The sequence below is a fragment of the Streptococcus sp. 9.1(2021) genome (assembly GCF_030466425.1).
In the GTDB taxonomy this organism is placed as follows: domain Bacteria; phylum Bacillota; class Bacilli; order Lactobacillales; family Streptococcaceae; genus Streptococcus; species Streptococcus wuxiensis.
The window spans coordinates 244,108-260,812 of sequence record NZ_JAGQFU010000002.1; the positions used below are offsets into that span (position 1 = coordinate 244,108).

A 16,705-nucleotide genomic window follows, 5' to 3' on the forward strand; every position below is an offset into this window, starting at 1 on the left:
AGCAAGCCTCAACTGGCTTGCTTTTTTGTATTTTCAAAATAAATCATTATCGAGGAGGTAGCCCTAGAGCTATACGCCCATAACGACTAATGCGTGTAATCTTCCATGCTGGAGACCAGGTAACCTTAACCTTGACATCCTCAATCCCATCAATTTGTTTTAAACCTGCCACAATCTCGATTGGCAGACTTTCTGCACAGTCACAGGCAGTATCAGTGAAGGTCATAACAACTGTACAAAGGCCAGCCTCATCTAAATGAATCTCATAAATCAATCCGAGATTGTATACATCTAACTCTACATCTGTATCATAAACTTTTTCGAGTACTTCAATGATTTGATCTTCCAATGCTAGAGCACGGTCATTAATCTTGATGTCTTCTCTCATTGCATTCCCTCCATTTTTTGATTGTTCCTATTTTCTCATAATTCTGACAATTTGGCAAGTTTTTCCCAATTCTCGTTAAAGCAAAAAAGTAGAGATACAATCTCTACTTTTTAGTGATTATTTTGATTTGACAGGTTTGTCTGCGAGAGCTTTAACGGCAGCATTAATGGTTTCTGCGTAAAGTTTTGCTCCTTCATCCTGCTTAGTCGTATCACTACCGAAGTGAACCTGGTCTGTTCCCTTCCAAATATCTGGATGATCTTTGGCGACTTGGTTCCAATCTGCTAGTGCTATATATGGATATTTTTGTGCCAGTTCACGCGCATAGCTTGCATACTGCTCAACATAAGGTTGTGTTTCCTGCGTTGTGTCCCCCTCGTATGGAGTAACTAAAACAAGTTGATGTCCTTTTGGAAGATTTGTTATCAGCAAATCCAAATCGGCTTTATAATTTTCAGGATTATTAACGCCAGTCGCAATGACTACAATTTTAGGCAAGGCTTTATTCTGACTGTAATTCAGCATCAATTCATTTGCCTGTTTGGTAGTTCGACTGACCTGACCATCAATCTGCGCATCTGGCAAGACTTCTTTTAGTCCCTCAGAAGCACGCAAGGTTACCGAATCTCCAATGATGGATACACCCTCAGCTATATTATAGCGACTAGCTTCTGCTTGATCTGCCATGGTTTTTGTTCGGTTCATATTGGTTTGCGCCTGATTGAGACCATTAACCATCAAATCCGTTTCAAATGCGCCTACTTGAGGAGCTATCAATATCACGGAAACGGTAATCAGACCAAGTACTCCAGCACTACCAGCAAAGACCGGTTTAATATGCGGAATTTCTTTTGCCTTTTGCAAGAGATCAGTAGATTTTCCTGCTACTAAAGGTTCGATAACATAGAAAGAAAGGGTTGCGAAGGTATAAGAGAAGATGGTGGTTAAAATCACTGCCGGAATATTTCCCATTAACTGTGAGAAAATAATATAGAACGGCCAGTGGAAAAGATAGACAGCATAGCTTGTATCCGCTAAAAAGCTGATAATCTTTGGCTCTTTGATCGTCGGTGTTTTCTCATGCAAGACGCGTGCTGCAACAATCATCAGAAGTGCAGCTAAACTTGCTAATAAGAAGCCGAGTAAATAAGCAAAGAGATATGTAAATTTCACAAAGAAGGTCAGTAAGAGCAAGACTCCAAGCCCAGCTCCAAAAACTAGCAAAGTCTGCTTCAAATCCAAGCTTCTATTCAAACGTTTAAGAAGTGGCGTTGCATGACGAACCCCTATTACGGTAGCAAGCACACTACCTAAAAAGAATGGATACACATGAGTTAAGCTTGAAAAGTATACTGTTGAATAAGAACTTACAATAAAACTACCGATAAACATCGAAAGGAAACTGACGATAAAGGCAGCTGATGAAAGTAGAAAGATTGTTCCTCGTAGTTGTCCGCTTGATTTTGCTCGCTTAGATAGGAACCAGACTGCCAAGCCCCACAAGATATAATAATGAACTTCAACAGCTAAGCTCCAGTTGTGAACAAAGAGGTGAGGGATAAACTGAGATTCATAACTTCCTCCTGTCAGCATTTCATAGAAGTTCGTCATAAATCCTAGAACACCGGCAATCTGCCCACCAATTCCTGCCACATAATCTTGGCGAACCAAGAAGGTGAATGGCATGATGACAAGAATCATTAAAACGACCGGTGGAAAAATTCGATAGAAACGTCTTCTAAAAAATCCTAAGATATCAATCTTCCCTTTTTGTCCAAATTCTTCTAATAAAAGTGATGTGATCAGAAAACCTGAGAAGGTAAAGAAGACGTCAACCCCGAAGAAACCTCCTGGGAAAGCCGTCTGAAAGAAATGATACAAGAGTACCAAAAGCAAACCTGTAATCCTAATCAAGGAAAACCATTTAATACGCATACGAGTTTATTCTCCATTCATTAGATTGGCAAAAAAGCCATCTAACTTTCATTCATAGTACCTTTATTTTATCAAAAAAAACAGAAAAATCCTAAGAGAAAACTTAGGATTTTTGGTGGATCTCAAGCTAAATTTAAAAATTTCGCCCTGACTTGTTATAACCATATTTTTCAACAAAATGTTCACGAAATTCCAGGAGATTATCATCCATGATAGCCTGGCGAACCTGCTTCATCAGATTGATCAAGAAATACAGATTATGGTAACTTGTCAAGCGGATACCAAAGGTTTCATCTGCCTTAAGCAAATGGCGTAGATAAGCACGGGTATAATTCTTACATGTGTAGCAATCACACTCTGGATCAAGTGGTGTAAAGTCCTCCGCAAACTGAGCATTCTTGACTACCAAGCGACCTTGACTGGTCATACAAGTCCCGTTACGAGCGATACGAGTCGGCAAGACACAGTCAAACATATCGACACCACGGATAACACCATCAATCAAGCTATCTGGCGCTCCCACTCCCATCAAGTAACGAGGTTTGTTCTCAGGAAGGAGTTGAGTGGTGAAGTCCAAAACTGCGTTCATCTCTTCGTGGGTTTCTCCAACCGCTAGTCCTCCGATAGAGTAGCCTGGGAAGTCCATGCTTACAAGATCATGCGCCGACTGACGACGAAGATCTTCAAATCCTGCCCCCTGTACAATCCCAAACAAACCTTGGTCATGTGGGCGACGGTGAGCCTTTAACCCACGCTCAGCCCAACGGCTAGTACGTTCAATCGATTTTTTCACATAATCATAAGGTTGATAAAATTGGGGACATTCGTCAAAGGACATCATGATGTCTGAGCCTAGATTGTTCTGGATAGAAATAGCTTTTTCAGGCGAAAGGAACATCTTAGAACCGTTGAGGTGATTCTTGAAGGTTACCCCTTCTTCTGTAATATTACGGCTGTCTGCTAGAGAATACACTTGGAATCCACCGCTATCCGTTAAGATTGGTTGGTCCCAGTTCATAAACTTGTGAAGACCTCCAGCACGGGCAATGAGTTCGTCCCCAGGGCGAAGCCACAAGTGATAGGTGTTGGATAGGATAATCCCTGACCCCATCTCTTTCAATTCTTCTGGCGACTGAGTCTTGACCGTTGCCTGAGTCCCTACTGGCATAAACATAGGCGTCGGGAAGGTTCCATGGGGTGTGATAATCTCACCCAAACGAGCTCCTGTGTGTTTTTCTTTTTTAATCAATCGATATTTGATTGGCGAATCTGACATTTTTTACCTCCGAAGCTGGGAAAGACAGTCCCAGTTCTTACTTTGTGCCCAGGGGCATACTGTATGATTCTATCAAAAAAAACAGGAACTGTCACGAACTATGGTATAATGAAAGAATGAAGTACCCAAAAATTAATTTAAAAGAAGTTCGCGAGCAGGCTAGACAATTTCAAGCTGAGCACCCTCGCTTGCTGCTTGTCTTTTTATTACCAAGTATTCTCTTTATTCTATCGAGCTTTATCAGACCTTTATCCCTACTTGATGAAGGCATTCTTGAACAGTCCTTCTTGAGTTTTCTAGGGATCACAATCCAGTCTGCTCTCTTTCCGATAGCCGTTGGATTTACAAGTTCTATCATCCTAGCTGGTGCTCTCTTTACCACGATTAATCTTTACAGAATTTCTGAGATAGAGCTTTCCTTTAAAGATAGTCTGTCCTTGCTTGACAACCGCTTCTTTACCCAAACTTTTCTAACGCTCTTACTCAAGCGTTTCTATCTCTTTTTATGGAGCATTCCTAATCTTTTTGGAGTCTACTTGCTCTTTTATAGCAGTGCCATGGCTCGTAAATTTGTGGAACTTCATCCCGAATTTCCATCTGTCGACGTCACCAATCCAGATATCGAACACTTCCTACTTACTTTCGCTCTCTATTTCTTTGGTAGCGTCCTAGTAATGATTTTGGGAACCATTATCTATCTGCCACAATATTATGCCTATTCCCAAGTTGAACTACTTTTATGTGACACCCTTGCAATCGGAATTGCCAAACCGAGCCGCGTGCTACATACCAGCCGCTTTCTCATGAAAGGCTATAAGTTCCAACGCTTTGTCCTTGATTTACAGCTACTTCCTTGGTACATCCTTATCTGGATTAGCTTTGGAATCGCAAGTATCTCTATCTTCCCTTATATCTATAGTAGCCAAATCTTCTTCTATCAAAGACTACTTGAAATCAAGCGGAGAAAAGTTTAACAGCAGTTATTAAAAACCAGCACCTTCATAGAAAGTGCTGGTTGTTTTATTTTAACCAGAACTACTCTCCAAAAATATAAAACAGTCTCCTCGTCATGTTTCTATAAGGCTTTTCATCTATATTTATGCCTGGATTTTTTCACTACCTAAGCAATCGAAATAGAAAAAAGAAGTGGAAACTGAATCAGTTCCCAACTTCTCATTCATTATTAGTTCATTGATACGTGAACGTGGTCATAGTGGTTTTCTGTTACGCTACCACGATCTGGCATTGGATTCCAAGTGTAGGCTGGTCCGTATTTGCTATCGTATGGTGCGTAGAAACGTTGTTTCCAGATGATGTAGTTGATTCCACGGCTAGCCATATTTTGGATAGCATAATCTGCAATTTGGTCACCGAGAGCTGAGCTAACTGGGACCATGAAGTCAATCGCTAGACCTTTTCCGTGGTCACCTGGATCTCCTGGACGGTAACCACTAAATGATGTGATACCAAACAAGTTAGCTACTTCTTCTTTAAATGCAGCTGTTTGTGGTTGAAGACCTGCATTTTCAGATTTTGTTGCTGCAATAGTTGCATAATCAGGAGCCGCTGGTGCTGTATAAGTTGCTGATGCACCTTGACTTGGTTCAGCTTGGTAAGTTGCTGGAGCCGATTGAGCTTCTGTTACAGCCTCAGTTGTTGCTTCTGTAGTCGTTGTTTCTTCAACTGTTGTAGTTGTTTCAGCGGCCGTAGTTGTTTCCTCAACTGTTGTAGTTGGTTCAGCAGCCGTAGTTGTTTCCTCAACTGTAGTTGTTGGTTCAGCGACCGTAGTTGTTTCCTCAACTGTAGTTGTTGGTTCAGCGACCGTAGTTGTTTCTTCAACGACAGGTGCCGCAGCTTCAGTTGTTGCTTCTGACGATACTGTAGTTTCTGCTACAACTCCAGTTGTTGCTTCTGTTGTAGTTGTCTCCTCAACAGTAGTCGTTGTTTCTTCAACTGGTTGTGTCAAATCTTCGACTTGAACAGTTTGTTCATCTACTGTTACTTGATTCGTTGTTAAATCTGCTGTTGCACTTGCTACATCAGAACCAACTTCTTGAGGTGTATAAATCTCAACCTCTGTTACTTCCTCATTGTCGTTCACAGTTGTAGTCAGTACAGTTTCTGGAAAAATCAAGTCAATATTTGTGATTTTGTTCAAGTTTGCAAGGACATTTAAGTCTACTCCCAAAGCCTCTGCAATCGTGCTTAGGGTATCTCCGTACTTAATTGTGTAACTTGTTTTATTTTCGCTTTTAGCAACATCGTTTTGAATTTGCTCAACTGAACGTGGTGACCATACAATTTCTTCTGCTTGAGTCGCCAAGGTAGGGGCAAGTGATAGAGCTACTGTTGATGCTAAAATAATTCGTTTCTTCATACTATTCAAACTCCTTTTCAAATGTAGTACCTTTCTATCATAACATAAAGAAAAAAGAAAAAAAGCCCTTTGGGGGCTATTTAATAAAACTGTCTAAGCTCTGTAACAAACTACATTAATTGAAATAGTTTGTATGATTTTTGTCACAAAGCTGACATATTCTCTTTCATAAAGAGAGAGAAGGAATATCCGCTAAACAAGAAATCTGATGATTGCAATCCACCGGAGTTCCAAGGAAATTGATACTCTGAATGCTACTACTCTGAGCAAACTCGATATCCAAAGTACGATCCCCTATATAAAAGGTGCGGTCTGGTTTTAAATGGTATTTGCTGATAAGGTAGGTCGCTGCTTCTGGACTTGGTTTACGAGCAAAACCGCTCTGGCTTGTCAAAATTTCTGTGAAATAAACATCCAATCCCAAATCTCGTAAAATAGTCAAGGCATTATCGCCTTTGTGGGTGTAGACAAATTGCTGAATTCCTTGCTGATTTGCCCAGGCTAAAACCTCGCGCGCCCCCGGCATCAAGATGACCTGGGCATTCTTTTCAGCCAAGCTCTGAGCACGGACTTGATTGAGCCTATCAACATCCAAGCCTCTTTCTTCTGCCACTTGCACTAGTAAATCCTGGACAGAGTATTTCAAGATAAAAGCTCGAACTTTTTCCTTGTCAAAAGGAATGGAAAATTGTGCATAGGTTTCCTCGATCCCTGACAAAATAGCTTCATAGGAGTCCAATAAGGTCCCGTCTAAATCCCAAATAAAAGCCGTTTCTTGCATTTCTTATCCTTTCAATGTCATATAAGATTTATAACGAAAGCGTAGGAACATCCAACGGAAACCATTATCCAAAAGCGTTCCAGCCCAAATACCAGGCAAACCCCATCCAAGAACAATTCCCATCAGGTAACCAGTCCCAATACGGATGCACCACATTCCAATACTTGTCGCATAAAAGGGAAGTCGGGCATTTCCCAAACCTTGCCAGACAGCTGTATAAATGACCGTCCCCGTTGTCATAGGAGTCCCTAAAAGTGAAAAAAGAGTCACTAAAACACTGGCTTTGATAGCCACAGGATCGCTGGTGTAGAGATAACTTAGTGGTGTCCCGAGAGCATAGATACTAAGCGTTAAAGGCAACATGAGAAAGAAAGACAAGCAAAAAGTTTGCTTACTTAGTCTGTCCACCCTTGCCCAATCATTCTCCCCTACTGCTCGAGCTACCTGCATGACTGTTGCTGTCGCAACACCGAAGGCAGGCATATAGTTGAACTGAGTCAAAACTTCACCGATAGCATTTCCCGCGACTGCCTCCGTCCCAAAGGAAACAACCAAGGCAATTATGACTACATCACCAGCCCTCATCATGAGACGTTCTCCCGCTGCAGGTAACGCCAAGGTCAGCAGGTCTTTATCCAGTTCAAACGTTGGTCTCCTATATGGAAGTTTTAATTGTGACCACAAAATTACAACCCCGATCAAACGAGACAAAATAGTCCCCCAAGCTACACCAGCTATCCCCATATCAAGGATAAAAATGGCGACACTTGAAAAAACAATATTTAAAGCATTGGATAAAAAACTAACATAAAGCGGAAGTCGAGGATTGTGGGTGGCGCGAATCAAGGCCCCTAAACTAGTCATTAAGCCCAGGAGAACGATTGTCCCACCAACTAAAGATAGGTATAAGCCACCACTTTCAGCCACAGCCTGTTCAGTACCTAAAAGACCAATCATCTCTTGACCTGCAAAGATGGACAAGCCACCTAAAATTAAACTCAATAGCAAGGTTATCTTGAGAGCTTCTGTCACATGGTAGGCTAGTCTAGGCTGATCTTTCTGTCCCACACTTTTTGAAATGACACTAGAAATTGCTGCTCCCAAGGCAATAAAAATAGCCTGATAAATGGTGATTATATTTCCAGCTACAGACACACCCGAAATGGCGATCAACCCCAGATTAGCTACCAAGTAGCTATCTACCATCCCCATGAGCATCTGCAAGAAATTTTCACCCATGGCAGGTAAAGCTATGTTGAGAATATCCTTATTTTTCTTAAACAATCCTTCCTCCTGATGAAAAGAAACTCAGTTAGTTTCCCAACCGAGTTTACTTCCTCTGTCTTAAAGTCCTAGATAAGATTCTACTGCCACCTGCATATCTGCCGCTGCAACAGTTGTCTTGTGACGAACTGGAGCTGTTTCAAGGCCATCAACTGCTGGTGGCACTGCCACTCCTGAAATTTCGTGCAACTGAGCCAAGGCCTCAAAGTCGCTCAAACCTGATTTCCCTGTTACAGCTTCTACTGCAACTACTGGGAATTTATAAGGACTAGCTGTTGAAGCAATCACGGTCTTAGTCACATCATCTGTCGCCGCTTGGTATTTTTTATATACGGCCGAAGCAACTGCTGTATGAGGGTCCTCAATATAAGCATCTGCCTCATAAACACGCTTGATTTCTGCTGCTGTTTCTGCTTCAGTCGCATACTCTGCTGCAAAAAGGTCAAGAATCTCTGCATCAAAATCTGTCAATTCATACTGACCTTGGTTATTCAAAGCATTCATAAGTTCAGCTGTCTTAACCGCATCATTTCCCAAAAGATGGAAAATCAAGCGCTCCAAGTTTGAAGACACTAAGATATCCATAGATGGGCTAGTGGTTACCTTAAACTCACGCTTCTTGTCATAAACACGAGTTTTAAAGAAATCTGTCAAGACATTGTTGTCATTTGAAGCACAAATTAACTTGCCGACTGGTAGGCCAATTTGCTTCGCATAAAAGGCAGCCAAGATATTCCCAAAGTTTCCTGTCGGTACGGTGAAGTTAACCTTGTCACCAGCCTTAATCTCACCAGTTTTAACAAGCTGAGCGTAGGCATACACATAGTAGACAATCTGTGGTACCAAACGACCGATATTCATAGAGTTAGCTGATGAGAACTGGAGCTTGTTGGCTGCTAATTTTTCACGAAGAGCCACATCATTGAACATATGTTTCACATTAGTCTGAGCATCGTCAAAGTTTCCATCAATAGCGATAACATGGGTATTTTCGCCCGTTTGAGTGGTCATTTGCAACTCTTGTACCTTGCTGACACCGTCTTTTGGATAAAAAACGATAATTTCAGTACCTGGGACATCCGCGAATCCTGCCATAGCAGCTTTCCCAGTATCTCCAGATGTTGCTGTCAAGATGACAATCTTGTTTTCCAAGCCGTGTTTCTTAGCTGCCGTTGTCATAAAGTAAGGCAAGATAGACAAGGCCATATCCTTGAAGGCAATGGTTGAACCGTGGAAAAGTTCCAAGTTGTATTGGCCATCAAGTTTTACAAGAGGGGCAATTGCTGGTGTATCAAACTTGCTGTCATAGGCGTTGGTGATACAGTAGTCCAACTCTTCTGCTGTAAAGTCATCCAAAAAGGCTGACAAGACAAGCTTAGCTACTTCTTGGTAAGAAGCGTCTTTCAATGTGTCAAAATCCAAGTCCACCTTTGGATAACTAACTGGAGTAAATAAGCCTCCATCTGTTGCCAAGCCTTGCAAAATCGCTTGGCTGGCTGTTACTGTATTGTTCGCATCACGCGTTGATTGATAAACTAATGTCATAAATCTCTATCCTTTATCTATAGTCTCATTCATTATAACATGATTTTTCAGAAAATTCTTCCGTTATAAGAAAATTATACGTCCATTTCTTCTTTCAAAGGCACTAAATAAGTCGTTTCACTCTGACCTCTCATCTCAAGTCCTTGCTCTGCTATCGCTAGCAAGTCTTTGGAGAACTGGACAATCCCAGCTGTTTCTTCATCTGTGAGGTGTTTCTTAGAAAATTGTCTTCTCAAAGACTTGTAGTCACGACCAAAACTTTCAAAGAAAGGAGCTGTTTCTAGGTAAGCTTCAAGCTTGTCAAGATTCACCAACAAACCTAGATGAAAGGCTGCTGAAGCAAAAGTTCGGTCTAACGGCTGTGTACAAACACTACGAAATTCGACCGTTCCTCGAGTTGTTAAATCTTGGAATTGGTAGCTACGGTGCGTTTGGAAATCCTTTTCTAGAGGGGCAAGCAGAGTCTCTTTTCCATTTAGAGTATAAGCATGGATCTCATCAGTAGCTAGATAATCTCTAGCTTGAATCGGAGAAAAATAGTAGGTTTCCCCATCTCGTTCTGCTGTAAAAATCGCAGAATGGTCTAAATAATCAAAGAAATCATCCTCATTTTTAAAGAGTCTGGTATTGACACCAACATTCTCTGGATAAATCCCATGCATGGAATCTTCCCAAAAGATATCTCGTGAAATCTGGGTGTCCCAGTCTGCTCCAGAAAACTCAGAATTGGCAAACAGGTAAGCTTTGGCTGCCTCTATCTGTGTGAAAGCATTGATGACACGTAGGTAGTTAGCGGTCGAAACATCCAACTGGACTTGACTCCCGCAGATGAAGGCTCCGTATTGCGGAAAGTCATGTAAATGCGCACTTTCTTGGCGACTCCCAATACTCAGATAATCCATCAGCATCTGATAGCGTGGATAAGCTACAGGTCGATTGTCATTTTGATTCCAATTTGGGTGAATCCCCCAACCCTGGATAGCATGATTCTTTTCGCCTAGCTTTTCTTGAATTACCTTCATATAGGCCTGAAAACGTCCTTCAACCTCTTGGATATTCTGAGCCCTACCAAAGGCAAATTCCAAGGTTGTATAAGAAACCTCAAACAGAATCCGATCTTGACTCATCGGTTCTACAAGTTGAATCGGATTGCCCTCCTGGTCTACCTTTTCAACTTCCAGATTGAGAGCATCCATCAAAAAGCGCAACAAATCCTTGCTGACTTCAATATCTGTAGGTTGGCCTTTCGTATGAACGATAGGAAACTCCAACTCAATACCGATGTAGAGATCTGGATTTTCTTTGATATTTTTTAAATAGCGGTCTTTTAATAACTGAATTGAAGGGGACATACATACCTCTCACTCTAACTTCTCATACTAGAAATAAATTACTCTCTATTATACCAAAAATCAGAGATAATCTTGTCGAAAACAAACTTTTTACAAAATAAGGGCAGATTTGGAATTTATATTAAATTTTACATGTTTGCTTTTAAAACCTCTTCTAAAAATGTTGATATATCAATATCTTTAAAAATCATTACTCCTATAATTTTTGTATAATTTAATTTAATTTGTTGATTTTTTTATGAAAACGGTTTATACTTAGTTAGTCTTAAAGTTTTCTTAAACTACAAGCCAAACATTTTATAAGGAGGAATGACAATAATGAGTATCGGAATCATTATTGCGAGTCACGGTGAATTTGCCGCGGGTATTCATCAGTCAGGATCTATGATCTTTGGTGAACAAGAAAAGGTTCAAGTTGTAACCTTTATGCCAAACGAAGGTCCAGATGATTTATACGCAAAATTCAACAATGCTGTGGCTGCATTTGACGCAGAAGATGAGGTTCTAGTCTTGGCTGACCTTTGGAGTGGTTCTCCATTTAACCAAGCTAGTCGCGTAATGGGAGAAAATCCTGAGCGTAAATTTGCCATCATCACAGGACTTAACTTGCCGATGTTAATCCAAGCCTACACCGAACGCCTGATGGACGCTAATGCTGGAGTGGCTAAAGTTGCTGCAAACATCATTAAAGAATCCAAGGATGGCATCAAGGCTCTTCCAGACGAGCTAAACCCAGCTGAGGAAGTTGCAACTGCTGCAGCCGCTCCAGTTGCCCAAGCTGCTATTCCAGAAGGAACTGTTATCGGAGACGGTAAATTGAAAATCAACCTTGCACGTCTTGACACACGTCTCCTTCACGGACAAGTCGCAACTGCTTGGACACCAGATTCAAAAGCAGACCGTATCATCGTTGCTTCAGATAACGTTGCTAACGACGAATTGCGTAAAGAGTTGATCAAACAAGCTGCTCCTAACGGAGTAAAAGCTAACGTTGTACCAATCAAAAAATTGATTGAGGTTGCAAAAGACCCTCGTTTTGGTAACACACACGCCCTTATCTTGTTTGAAACACCTCAAGATGCCCTTCGTGCTATCGAAGGCGGTGTACCAATCAAGACTCTTAACGTTGGATCAATGGCTCACTCAACTGGTAAAACAATGATCAACAACGTATTGTCAATGGACAAAGACGACGTTGCTACATTTGAAAAAATGCGTGACCTTGGTGTTGAATTTGACGTACGTAAAGTACCAAACGACACGAAAAAAGATTTGTTTGACTTGATTAGCAAAGCTAACGTTCAATAATTAACATTAAATAGAAAAGGAATAAAACCATGTCAGATATTTCAATCATTTCTGCTATCTTGGTTGTAGTTGTTGCCTTCTTCGCAGGTCTTGAAGGTATCCTCGACCAATTCCAATTCCATCAACCAATCGTAGCATGTACCCTCATCGGTCTTGTAACTGGTAACCTCGAAGCAGGGGTTATGCTTGGTGGATCACTTCAAATGATTGCCCTTGGTTGGGCTAACATCGGAGCAGCCGTAGCTCCTGACGCTGCTCTTGCTTCTGTTGCTGCTGCAATTATCATGATTAAAGGTGGTAACTTTACTACTGAAGGTATCGCAGTCGCAACTGCAACTGCAATCCCTCTTGCTGTAGCTGGACTTTTCTTGACTATGATCGTTCGTACAATCTCAGTTGGTTTGGTTCACACTGCAGATGCTGCTGCTAAAGAAGGAAACATTGCAGCTGTTGAACGTGCTCACTACTTTGCCCTTATTCTTCAAGGTCTTCGTATCGCTGTTCCTGCAGCCTTCCTTATTGCTATCCCAGCTTCTGCTGTTCAAGACGCTCTTGGTTTAATGCCAGACTGGTTGAACGGTGGTATGGCTGTCGGTGGTGCCATGGTCGTTGCCGTTGGTTACGCTTTGGTTATCAACATGATGGCTACTCGTGAAGTATGGCCATTCTTCGCTATCGGTTTTGCTCTTGCAGCAATTTCTCAATTGACTTTGATTGCCCTTGGTGTCATCGGTGTTGCGCTTGCCTTCATCTACCTCAACCTTTCTAAACAAGGTGGAAACGGTGGCGGAGGAGCTGCAACTTCTAACGATCCAATCGGTGATATCCTAGAAGACTACTAGAAAGGGGAACAATCATGGCTGAAAAAATTCAATTATCAAAATCAGATCGCCAAAAAGTTTGGTGGCGTTCACAATTCCTTCAAGGTTCATGGAACTACGAACGTATGCAAAACTTGGGTTGGGCTTACTCTTTGATCCCAGCTATCAAGAAACTTTACACTAAAAAAGAAGACCAAGCAGCTGCTCTTGAGCGTCACCTTGAATTCTTCAACACTCACCCATACGTAGCTGCTCCAATCATGGGGGTTACTCTTGCACTTGAAGAAGAACGCGCTAACGGTACTGAAATCGATGACGCTGCTATCCAAGGTGTTAAGATTGGTATGATGGGACCTCTTGCTGGTATCGGTGACCCAGTCTTCTGGTTTACAGTTCGTCCTATCCTTGGTGCTCTTGGTGCTTCACTTGCTGCAACTGGTAATATCGTTGGACCACTTCTCTTCTTCTTTGGATGGAATGCAATCCGTATGTCTTTCCTTTGGTACACACAAGAGTTTGGTTACAAGGCTGGATCTGAAATCACTAAAGACATGTCAGGTGGTATCTTGAAAGACATCACTAAAGGAGCTTCAATCCTTGGTATGTTCATCCTTGCCGTTCTTGTACAACGTTGGGTATCCATCAACTTCACTATCAACCTTCCAGGTAAACAACTGTCAGAAGGTGCCTACATCAACTTCCCAGAAGGTGCTGTTACAGGTGGAGAATTGAAGGGAATCCTCGGCCAAGCACTTAGTGGTATGAGCTTGGATAGCGTTCAACCACAAACACTTCAAGGTCAGTTGGACTCATTGATTCCAGGATTGATGGGACTTCTCCTTACTTTCCTTTGCATGTGGTTGCTTAAGAAAAAAGTATCTCCAATCACAATCATCCTTGCCCTCTTTGCAGTTGGTATCGCAGCTCGTTTCTTCGGTATCATGTAATCTCGGCGAGAATGTACAAACAAAAAAAGAATCAGGTTTATCACCTGATTCTTTTTTATTTTCAATTATTCTGCCAAGGCACCCATTGGATCCCATGGTGCAAGCACGATTGGTTCTGCTTCATAGGCAGCTTGTTCTTCTGCTGTCAGCAATTCTTTACGTACAACGATTTGGTAAGTGTATTCGTCCATCCAAGCATCTGAGGCAACAAAGTAACCATCTGTACCGACCTTGTCTCCCCATGAGTTTTCAACTTTCCACTTAGTTGATTTACCATTTTCATCCAAATCAACACCTGTCAAGACCATAGCGTGGGTCATCAAGCTTTCGCTGTAGTCCAAACGTCCTGCCTTGTCTTGAGTGAGTTGAATGTCCATACTTGATTCAAAGTCATAAACATCTGTCGCAAGGATTCCTGCTTTACGGTTGCTGAGCTGGCCGACATCAGAACCAAACCAAACAGTTTCTCCTGTTTGCATTTGGGCAATGGCCAATTCTTTCAAGCGTTCCATCGGTACGTTGATGTAGCGAACTGCACGGCTTCCAACGACATTTCCCAACATCTCAACTGTATATGATTTACCGTATGGTTTATCAGCAGTTGGAGCATTGATCACAGAAACGTAGTCTTCTAGTGGAAGGTCAACGTATTTCTTGTAAAATTCTTGTGGGGTGATGCCCTTTTCGCTTTGGTAGTTGTTATCCTTATCGCGATAAGCAAAGTCAAACTGACGTGGTGGAAGTCCTAGTGACATGGCAAGGAAATTAAAGATTTCTTGCAAGAGGTCTTCTTTCTTAGCTTGAACAGTCGCTTGGTCTGCACCAGAAGCCAAGAGGTCACGCAAGATTTGAGCATCTTGACGAAGCAATTTGTTAAGGATTGCATTGAGCTCACGGCTACTGCTAGATGAAACAGACTCTGGATAAACAGACTTAGGAACGACACCATATTTCTCAAAGAGAGAAACTACCATATCCCACTGACCACCATCTTGTTGTGGAGTTTGGAGTAGGAAGCTAACCTTGCGGCTTGTCAATTCTTGGTCAGCAGTCGCAATGACTTGCTCCAAGAACCAGTTAGATTTTTCATATTTGTCCCAGAAGAAGGTGTGGGCTTGTGACAATTCAAAGTTTTCAAGTTTGTATTGAGAGATGAGTTTGTGGCGGAAAGTATTAAGTGCGGCAAACATCCAGCAACGACCAGAAGCCTTCTGGTTAGTGACCTTGTCCTTTGTCAAATCAAGCGAGAAAACAGGTGTATTGTCGACATGGCTTTGGCGACGCTCTAAGGCTGCAAAAATACCGTTATGGCTAGCAGCATTTTCGATAGCTTGGTACTTTACATTTGCTTCATAGTTGGCAAATAATTTATCTGTAAATGATTCTTGAATCGCGTTCATAAAATCCTCCTTTTTTCTTACTGTCTATTATAACGCTTTTCACAAAGGAAGCAACCAAAAACTGAAAAAGGCAGGGATATTCTCCCTTCCTTTTCCGATTATCCAGTTTATTGAACACTCTAAAGCAAAGCTTCTAACTCTTCCTTGGTTAATCGACGCCATTCTCCACGTTTCAAATCCTCATCCAAGGTCAAAGTTCCCATGGTTAAACGTTGCAAGTCCACCACTTCCTTGCCACAGTAGGCTACCATCCGTTTGACTTGGTGGAACTTCCCTTCTGCAATGGTCACTCGGACCAGGCTTTGATCCTTTTCCGTATCAATCGACACAAGCTCCAGCTTGGCAGGCTGACAGGTAAAGTCCTTGAGCGGAATGCCCTTGTCAAATGTCTCAATGTCTTCATCCGTCATGATTCCCTTGACCTGCGCAAGATAGGTTTTATCCACATGGCGTTTAGGTGAAAGAAGGGCATGAGCCAGCTTGCCATCATTGGTCAAGAGCAAAAATCCATGCGTATCGATATCTAAGCGCCCTACTGGGAAAACTTCCTTGGCACGTGCATAGTCATCCAACAAGTCCAAAACAGTCTTATGTTTAGGATCTTCAGTCGCTGAGATAACGCCCTGGGGCTTGTTCATCATGTAGTAGACAAACTCCTCGTAGTCTAGCTTTTGTCCGTCAAAACAAATTTCGTCTGTCTCTTCATCAATTTGTAGCTTTGCAGATTTTTCTTTCTTGCCATTGACCGTCACGCGTCCAGCCTTGAGAAGGTTTTTGACCTCAGTCCGACTCCCGACAGCGCAGGCTACTAAAAATTTATCTAATCTCATAGGGCTATTATATCATAAAAAGAGAGCGGTTTTCGCTCTCTTTTTCTCGGATTATCTTTCTCCAATTTATTTTTTAATCATACCTTCTATCCCTTTGAAAAGAATATCTGAAATAGCCTCTGGATAGCCTTCATAGCCATTCTGTTCTGTTAGGGCATCAATGATATTTCTAATTTGCCCATCCAAGATAATGGTTACTGCAGGAACGAGTTCATCTGAACCTTCTTTTTTAAACATTTCTTGCATAATTGATACTTTGTTACTCATATTTACTCCAATCTTTTTTAAAAATTTTATTCATAGTACTCCACGAGACTTATTATTCCTTCTCACCTTCCGCAACCAAATCATATGGAAAATACGGAAGGTCTTTATTCGTTAATCGTTAACCAAATTAGTTTTTTAATCACTTTATTCCTTCTATGTACATTATTGACTACACAGATGTAGAGAATGAACAA

Annotated in this window: 15 protein-coding genes; 4 read left to right on the forward strand and 11 right to left on the reverse strand. The window is 41.6% G+C overall.

Annotated features, from left to right (window positions below):
* Positions 1-46: 46 nt before the first annotated feature.
* The 3 genes from KBU52_RS06935 to tgt all read right to left on the reverse strand — a co-directional run bounded on the left by KBU52_RS06935 (position 47) and on the right by tgt (position 3,599).
* Entirely contained in the window at positions 47-388 is a 342-nt protein-coding gene (locus tag KBU52_RS06935) for a metal-sulfur cluster assembly factor (RefSeq protein ID WP_254724735.1), read from the reverse strand.
* Between the two features lie 117 nt (positions 389-505).
* A complete protein-coding gene (locus KBU52_RS06940; RefSeq protein WP_254724734.1) occupies positions 506-2,323 on the reverse strand; it encodes an acyltransferase family protein in 1,818 nt (605 codons plus the stop codon).
* A 133-nt stretch (positions 2,324-2,456) separates the two neighbouring features.
* Positions 2,457-3,599 (reverse strand): tRNA guanosine(34) transglycosylase Tgt, encoded by a 1,143-nt coding sequence (gene tgt / locus KBU52_RS06945; protein ID WP_254724733.1) that lies wholly within the window; start codon positions 3,597-3,599, stop codon positions 2,457-2,459.
* Positions 3,600-3,715: 116 nt separating this feature from the next.
* On the opposite strand from tgt, the gene KBU52_RS06950 reads away from it, so the two are divergent.
* Positions 3,716-4,573 carry a DUF975 family protein gene (locus KBU52_RS06950; RefSeq protein ID WP_074324505.1) on the forward strand — a complete coding sequence of 286 codons (858 nt, stop codon included), beginning with the start codon at positions 3,716-3,718 and terminating at the stop codon, positions 4,571-4,573.
* Between the two features lie 209 nt (positions 4,574-4,782).
* Here KBU52_RS06950 and KBU52_RS06955 read toward each other — a convergent pair whose 3' ends face one another.
* From KBU52_RS06955 to KBU52_RS06975, 5 genes are all read right to left on the reverse strand, one after another.
* Positions 4,783-5,976 (reverse strand): LysM domain-containing protein, encoded by a 1,194-nt coding sequence (locus KBU52_RS06955; protein WP_006152904.1) that lies wholly within the window; start codon positions 5,974-5,976, stop codon positions 4,783-4,785.
* Positions 5,977-6,142: 166 nt separating this feature from the next.
* On the reverse strand, positions 6,143-6,757 hold the full coding sequence (locus tag KBU52_RS06960) for an HAD family hydrolase (RefSeq protein ID WP_254724732.1): 615 nt from the start codon (positions 6,755-6,757) through the stop codon (positions 6,143-6,145).
* A 3-nt stretch (positions 6,758-6,760) separates the two neighbouring features.
* The gene (locus tag KBU52_RS06965; RefSeq protein ID WP_254724731.1) at positions 6,761-8,041 is read right to left on the reverse strand and encodes an MATE family efflux transporter; all 1,281 of its coding nucleotides are present in this window, start codon (positions 8,039-8,041) and stop codon (positions 6,761-6,763) included.
* A gap of 60 nt (positions 8,042-8,101) precedes the next feature.
* On the reverse strand, positions 8,102-9,586 hold the full coding sequence (gene thrC, locus KBU52_RS06970) for a threonine synthase (protein ID WP_006152891.1): 1,485 nt from the start codon (positions 9,584-9,586) through the stop codon (positions 8,102-8,104).
* A gap of 74 nt (positions 9,587-9,660) precedes the next feature.
* Positions 9,661-10,938 (reverse strand): gamma-glutamylcysteine synthetase, encoded by a 1,278-nt coding sequence (locus KBU52_RS06975; RefSeq protein ID WP_254724730.1) that lies wholly within the window; start codon positions 10,936-10,938, stop codon positions 9,661-9,663.
* Positions 10,939-11,256: 318 nt separating this feature from the next.
* On the opposite strand from KBU52_RS06975, the gene KBU52_RS06980 reads away from it, so the two are divergent.
* The 3 genes from KBU52_RS06980 to KBU52_RS06990 are packed head-to-tail and all read left to right on the forward strand — an operon-like array spanning position 11,257 to position 14,014.
* The gene (locus KBU52_RS06980; RefSeq protein WP_254724729.1) at positions 11,257-12,246 is read left to right on the forward strand and encodes a PTS sugar transporter subunit IIB; all 990 of its coding nucleotides are present in this window, start codon (positions 11,257-11,259) and stop codon (positions 12,244-12,246) included.
* Positions 12,247-12,275: 29 nt separating this feature from the next.
* The gene (locus KBU52_RS06985) at positions 12,276-13,088 is read left to right on the forward strand and encodes a PTS mannose/fructose/sorbose transporter subunit IIC (protein ID WP_016466294.1); all 813 of its coding nucleotides are present in this window, start codon (positions 12,276-12,278) and stop codon (positions 13,086-13,088) included.
* A 14-nt stretch (positions 13,089-13,102) separates the two neighbouring features.
* A complete protein-coding gene (locus tag KBU52_RS06990) occupies positions 13,103-14,014 on the forward strand; it encodes a PTS system mannose/fructose/sorbose family transporter subunit IID (protein WP_004250646.1) in 912 nt (303 codons plus the stop codon).
* Positions 14,015-14,079: 65 nt separating this feature from the next.
* Here the strand turns inward: KBU52_RS06990 and pepC are convergent, their stop codons facing one another.
* The 3 genes from pepC to KBU52_RS07005 form a co-directional block, all read right to left on the reverse strand.
* Positions 14,080-15,414, reverse strand: a complete 1,335-nt coding sequence (gene pepC, locus KBU52_RS06995) for an aminopeptidase C (RefSeq protein WP_036758066.1) — start codon at positions 15,412-15,414, stop codon at positions 14,080-14,082.
* A gap of 119 nt (positions 15,415-15,533) precedes the next feature.
* On the reverse strand, positions 15,534-16,244 hold the full coding sequence (locus tag KBU52_RS07000) for a pseudouridine synthase (protein ID WP_254724728.1): 711 nt from the start codon (positions 16,242-16,244) through the stop codon (positions 15,534-15,536).
* Positions 16,245-16,310: 66 nt separating this feature from the next.
* The gene (locus KBU52_RS07005) at positions 16,311-16,511 is read right to left on the reverse strand and encodes a hypothetical protein (RefSeq protein ID WP_254724727.1); all 201 of its coding nucleotides are present in this window, start codon (positions 16,509-16,511) and stop codon (positions 16,311-16,313) included.
* Between the last annotated feature and the right edge of the window lie 194 nt (positions 16,512-16,705).

Coding starts and splice junctions, on each gene's coding strand:
- KBU52_RS06935 (WP_254724735.1), bottom strand. CDS start 388: ATGAGAGAAGACATCAAGATTAATGACCGTGCTCTAGCATTGGAAGAT.
- KBU52_RS06940 (WP_254724734.1), bottom strand. CDS start 2,323: ATGCGTATTAAATGGTTTTCCTTGATTAGGATTACAGGTTTGCTTTTG.
- tgt (WP_254724733.1), bottom strand. CDS start 3,599: ATGTCAGATTCGCCAATCAAATATCGATTGATTAAAAAAGAAAAACAC.
- KBU52_RS06950 (WP_074324505.1), top strand. CDS start 3,716: ATGAAGTACCCAAAAATTAATTTAAAAGAAGTTCGCGAGCAGGCTAGA.
- KBU52_RS06955 (WP_006152904.1), bottom strand. CDS start 5,976: ATGAAGAAACGAATTATTTTAGCATCAACAGTAGCTCTATCACTTGCC.
- KBU52_RS06960 (WP_254724732.1), bottom strand. CDS start 6,757: ATGCAAGAAACGGCTTTTATTTGGGATTTAGACGGGACCTTATTGGAC.
- thrC (WP_006152891.1), bottom strand. CDS start 9,586: ATGACATTAGTTTATCAATCAACGCGTGATGCGAACAATACAGTAACA.
- KBU52_RS06975 (WP_254724730.1), bottom strand. CDS start 10,938: ATGTCCCCTTCAATTCAGTTATTAAAAGACCGCTATTTAAAAAATATC.
- KBU52_RS06980 (WP_254724729.1), top strand. CDS start 11,257: ATGAGTATCGGAATCATTATTGCGAGTCACGGTGAATTTGCCGCGGGT.
- KBU52_RS06985 (WP_016466294.1), top strand. CDS start 12,276: ATGTCAGATATTTCAATCATTTCTGCTATCTTGGTTGTAGTTGTTGCC.
- KBU52_RS06990 (WP_004250646.1), top strand. CDS start 13,103: ATGGCTGAAAAAATTCAATTATCAAAATCAGATCGCCAAAAAGTTTGG.
- pepC (WP_036758066.1), bottom strand. CDS start 15,414: ATGAACGCGATTCAAGAATCATTTACAGATAAATTATTTGCCAACTAT.
- KBU52_RS07000 (WP_254724728.1), bottom strand. CDS start 16,244: ATGAGATTAGATAAATTTTTAGTAGCCTGCGCTGTCGGGAGTCGGACT.
- KBU52_RS07005 (WP_254724727.1), bottom strand. CDS start 16,511: ATGAGTAACAAAGTATCAATTATGCAAGAAATGTTTAAAAAAGAAGGT.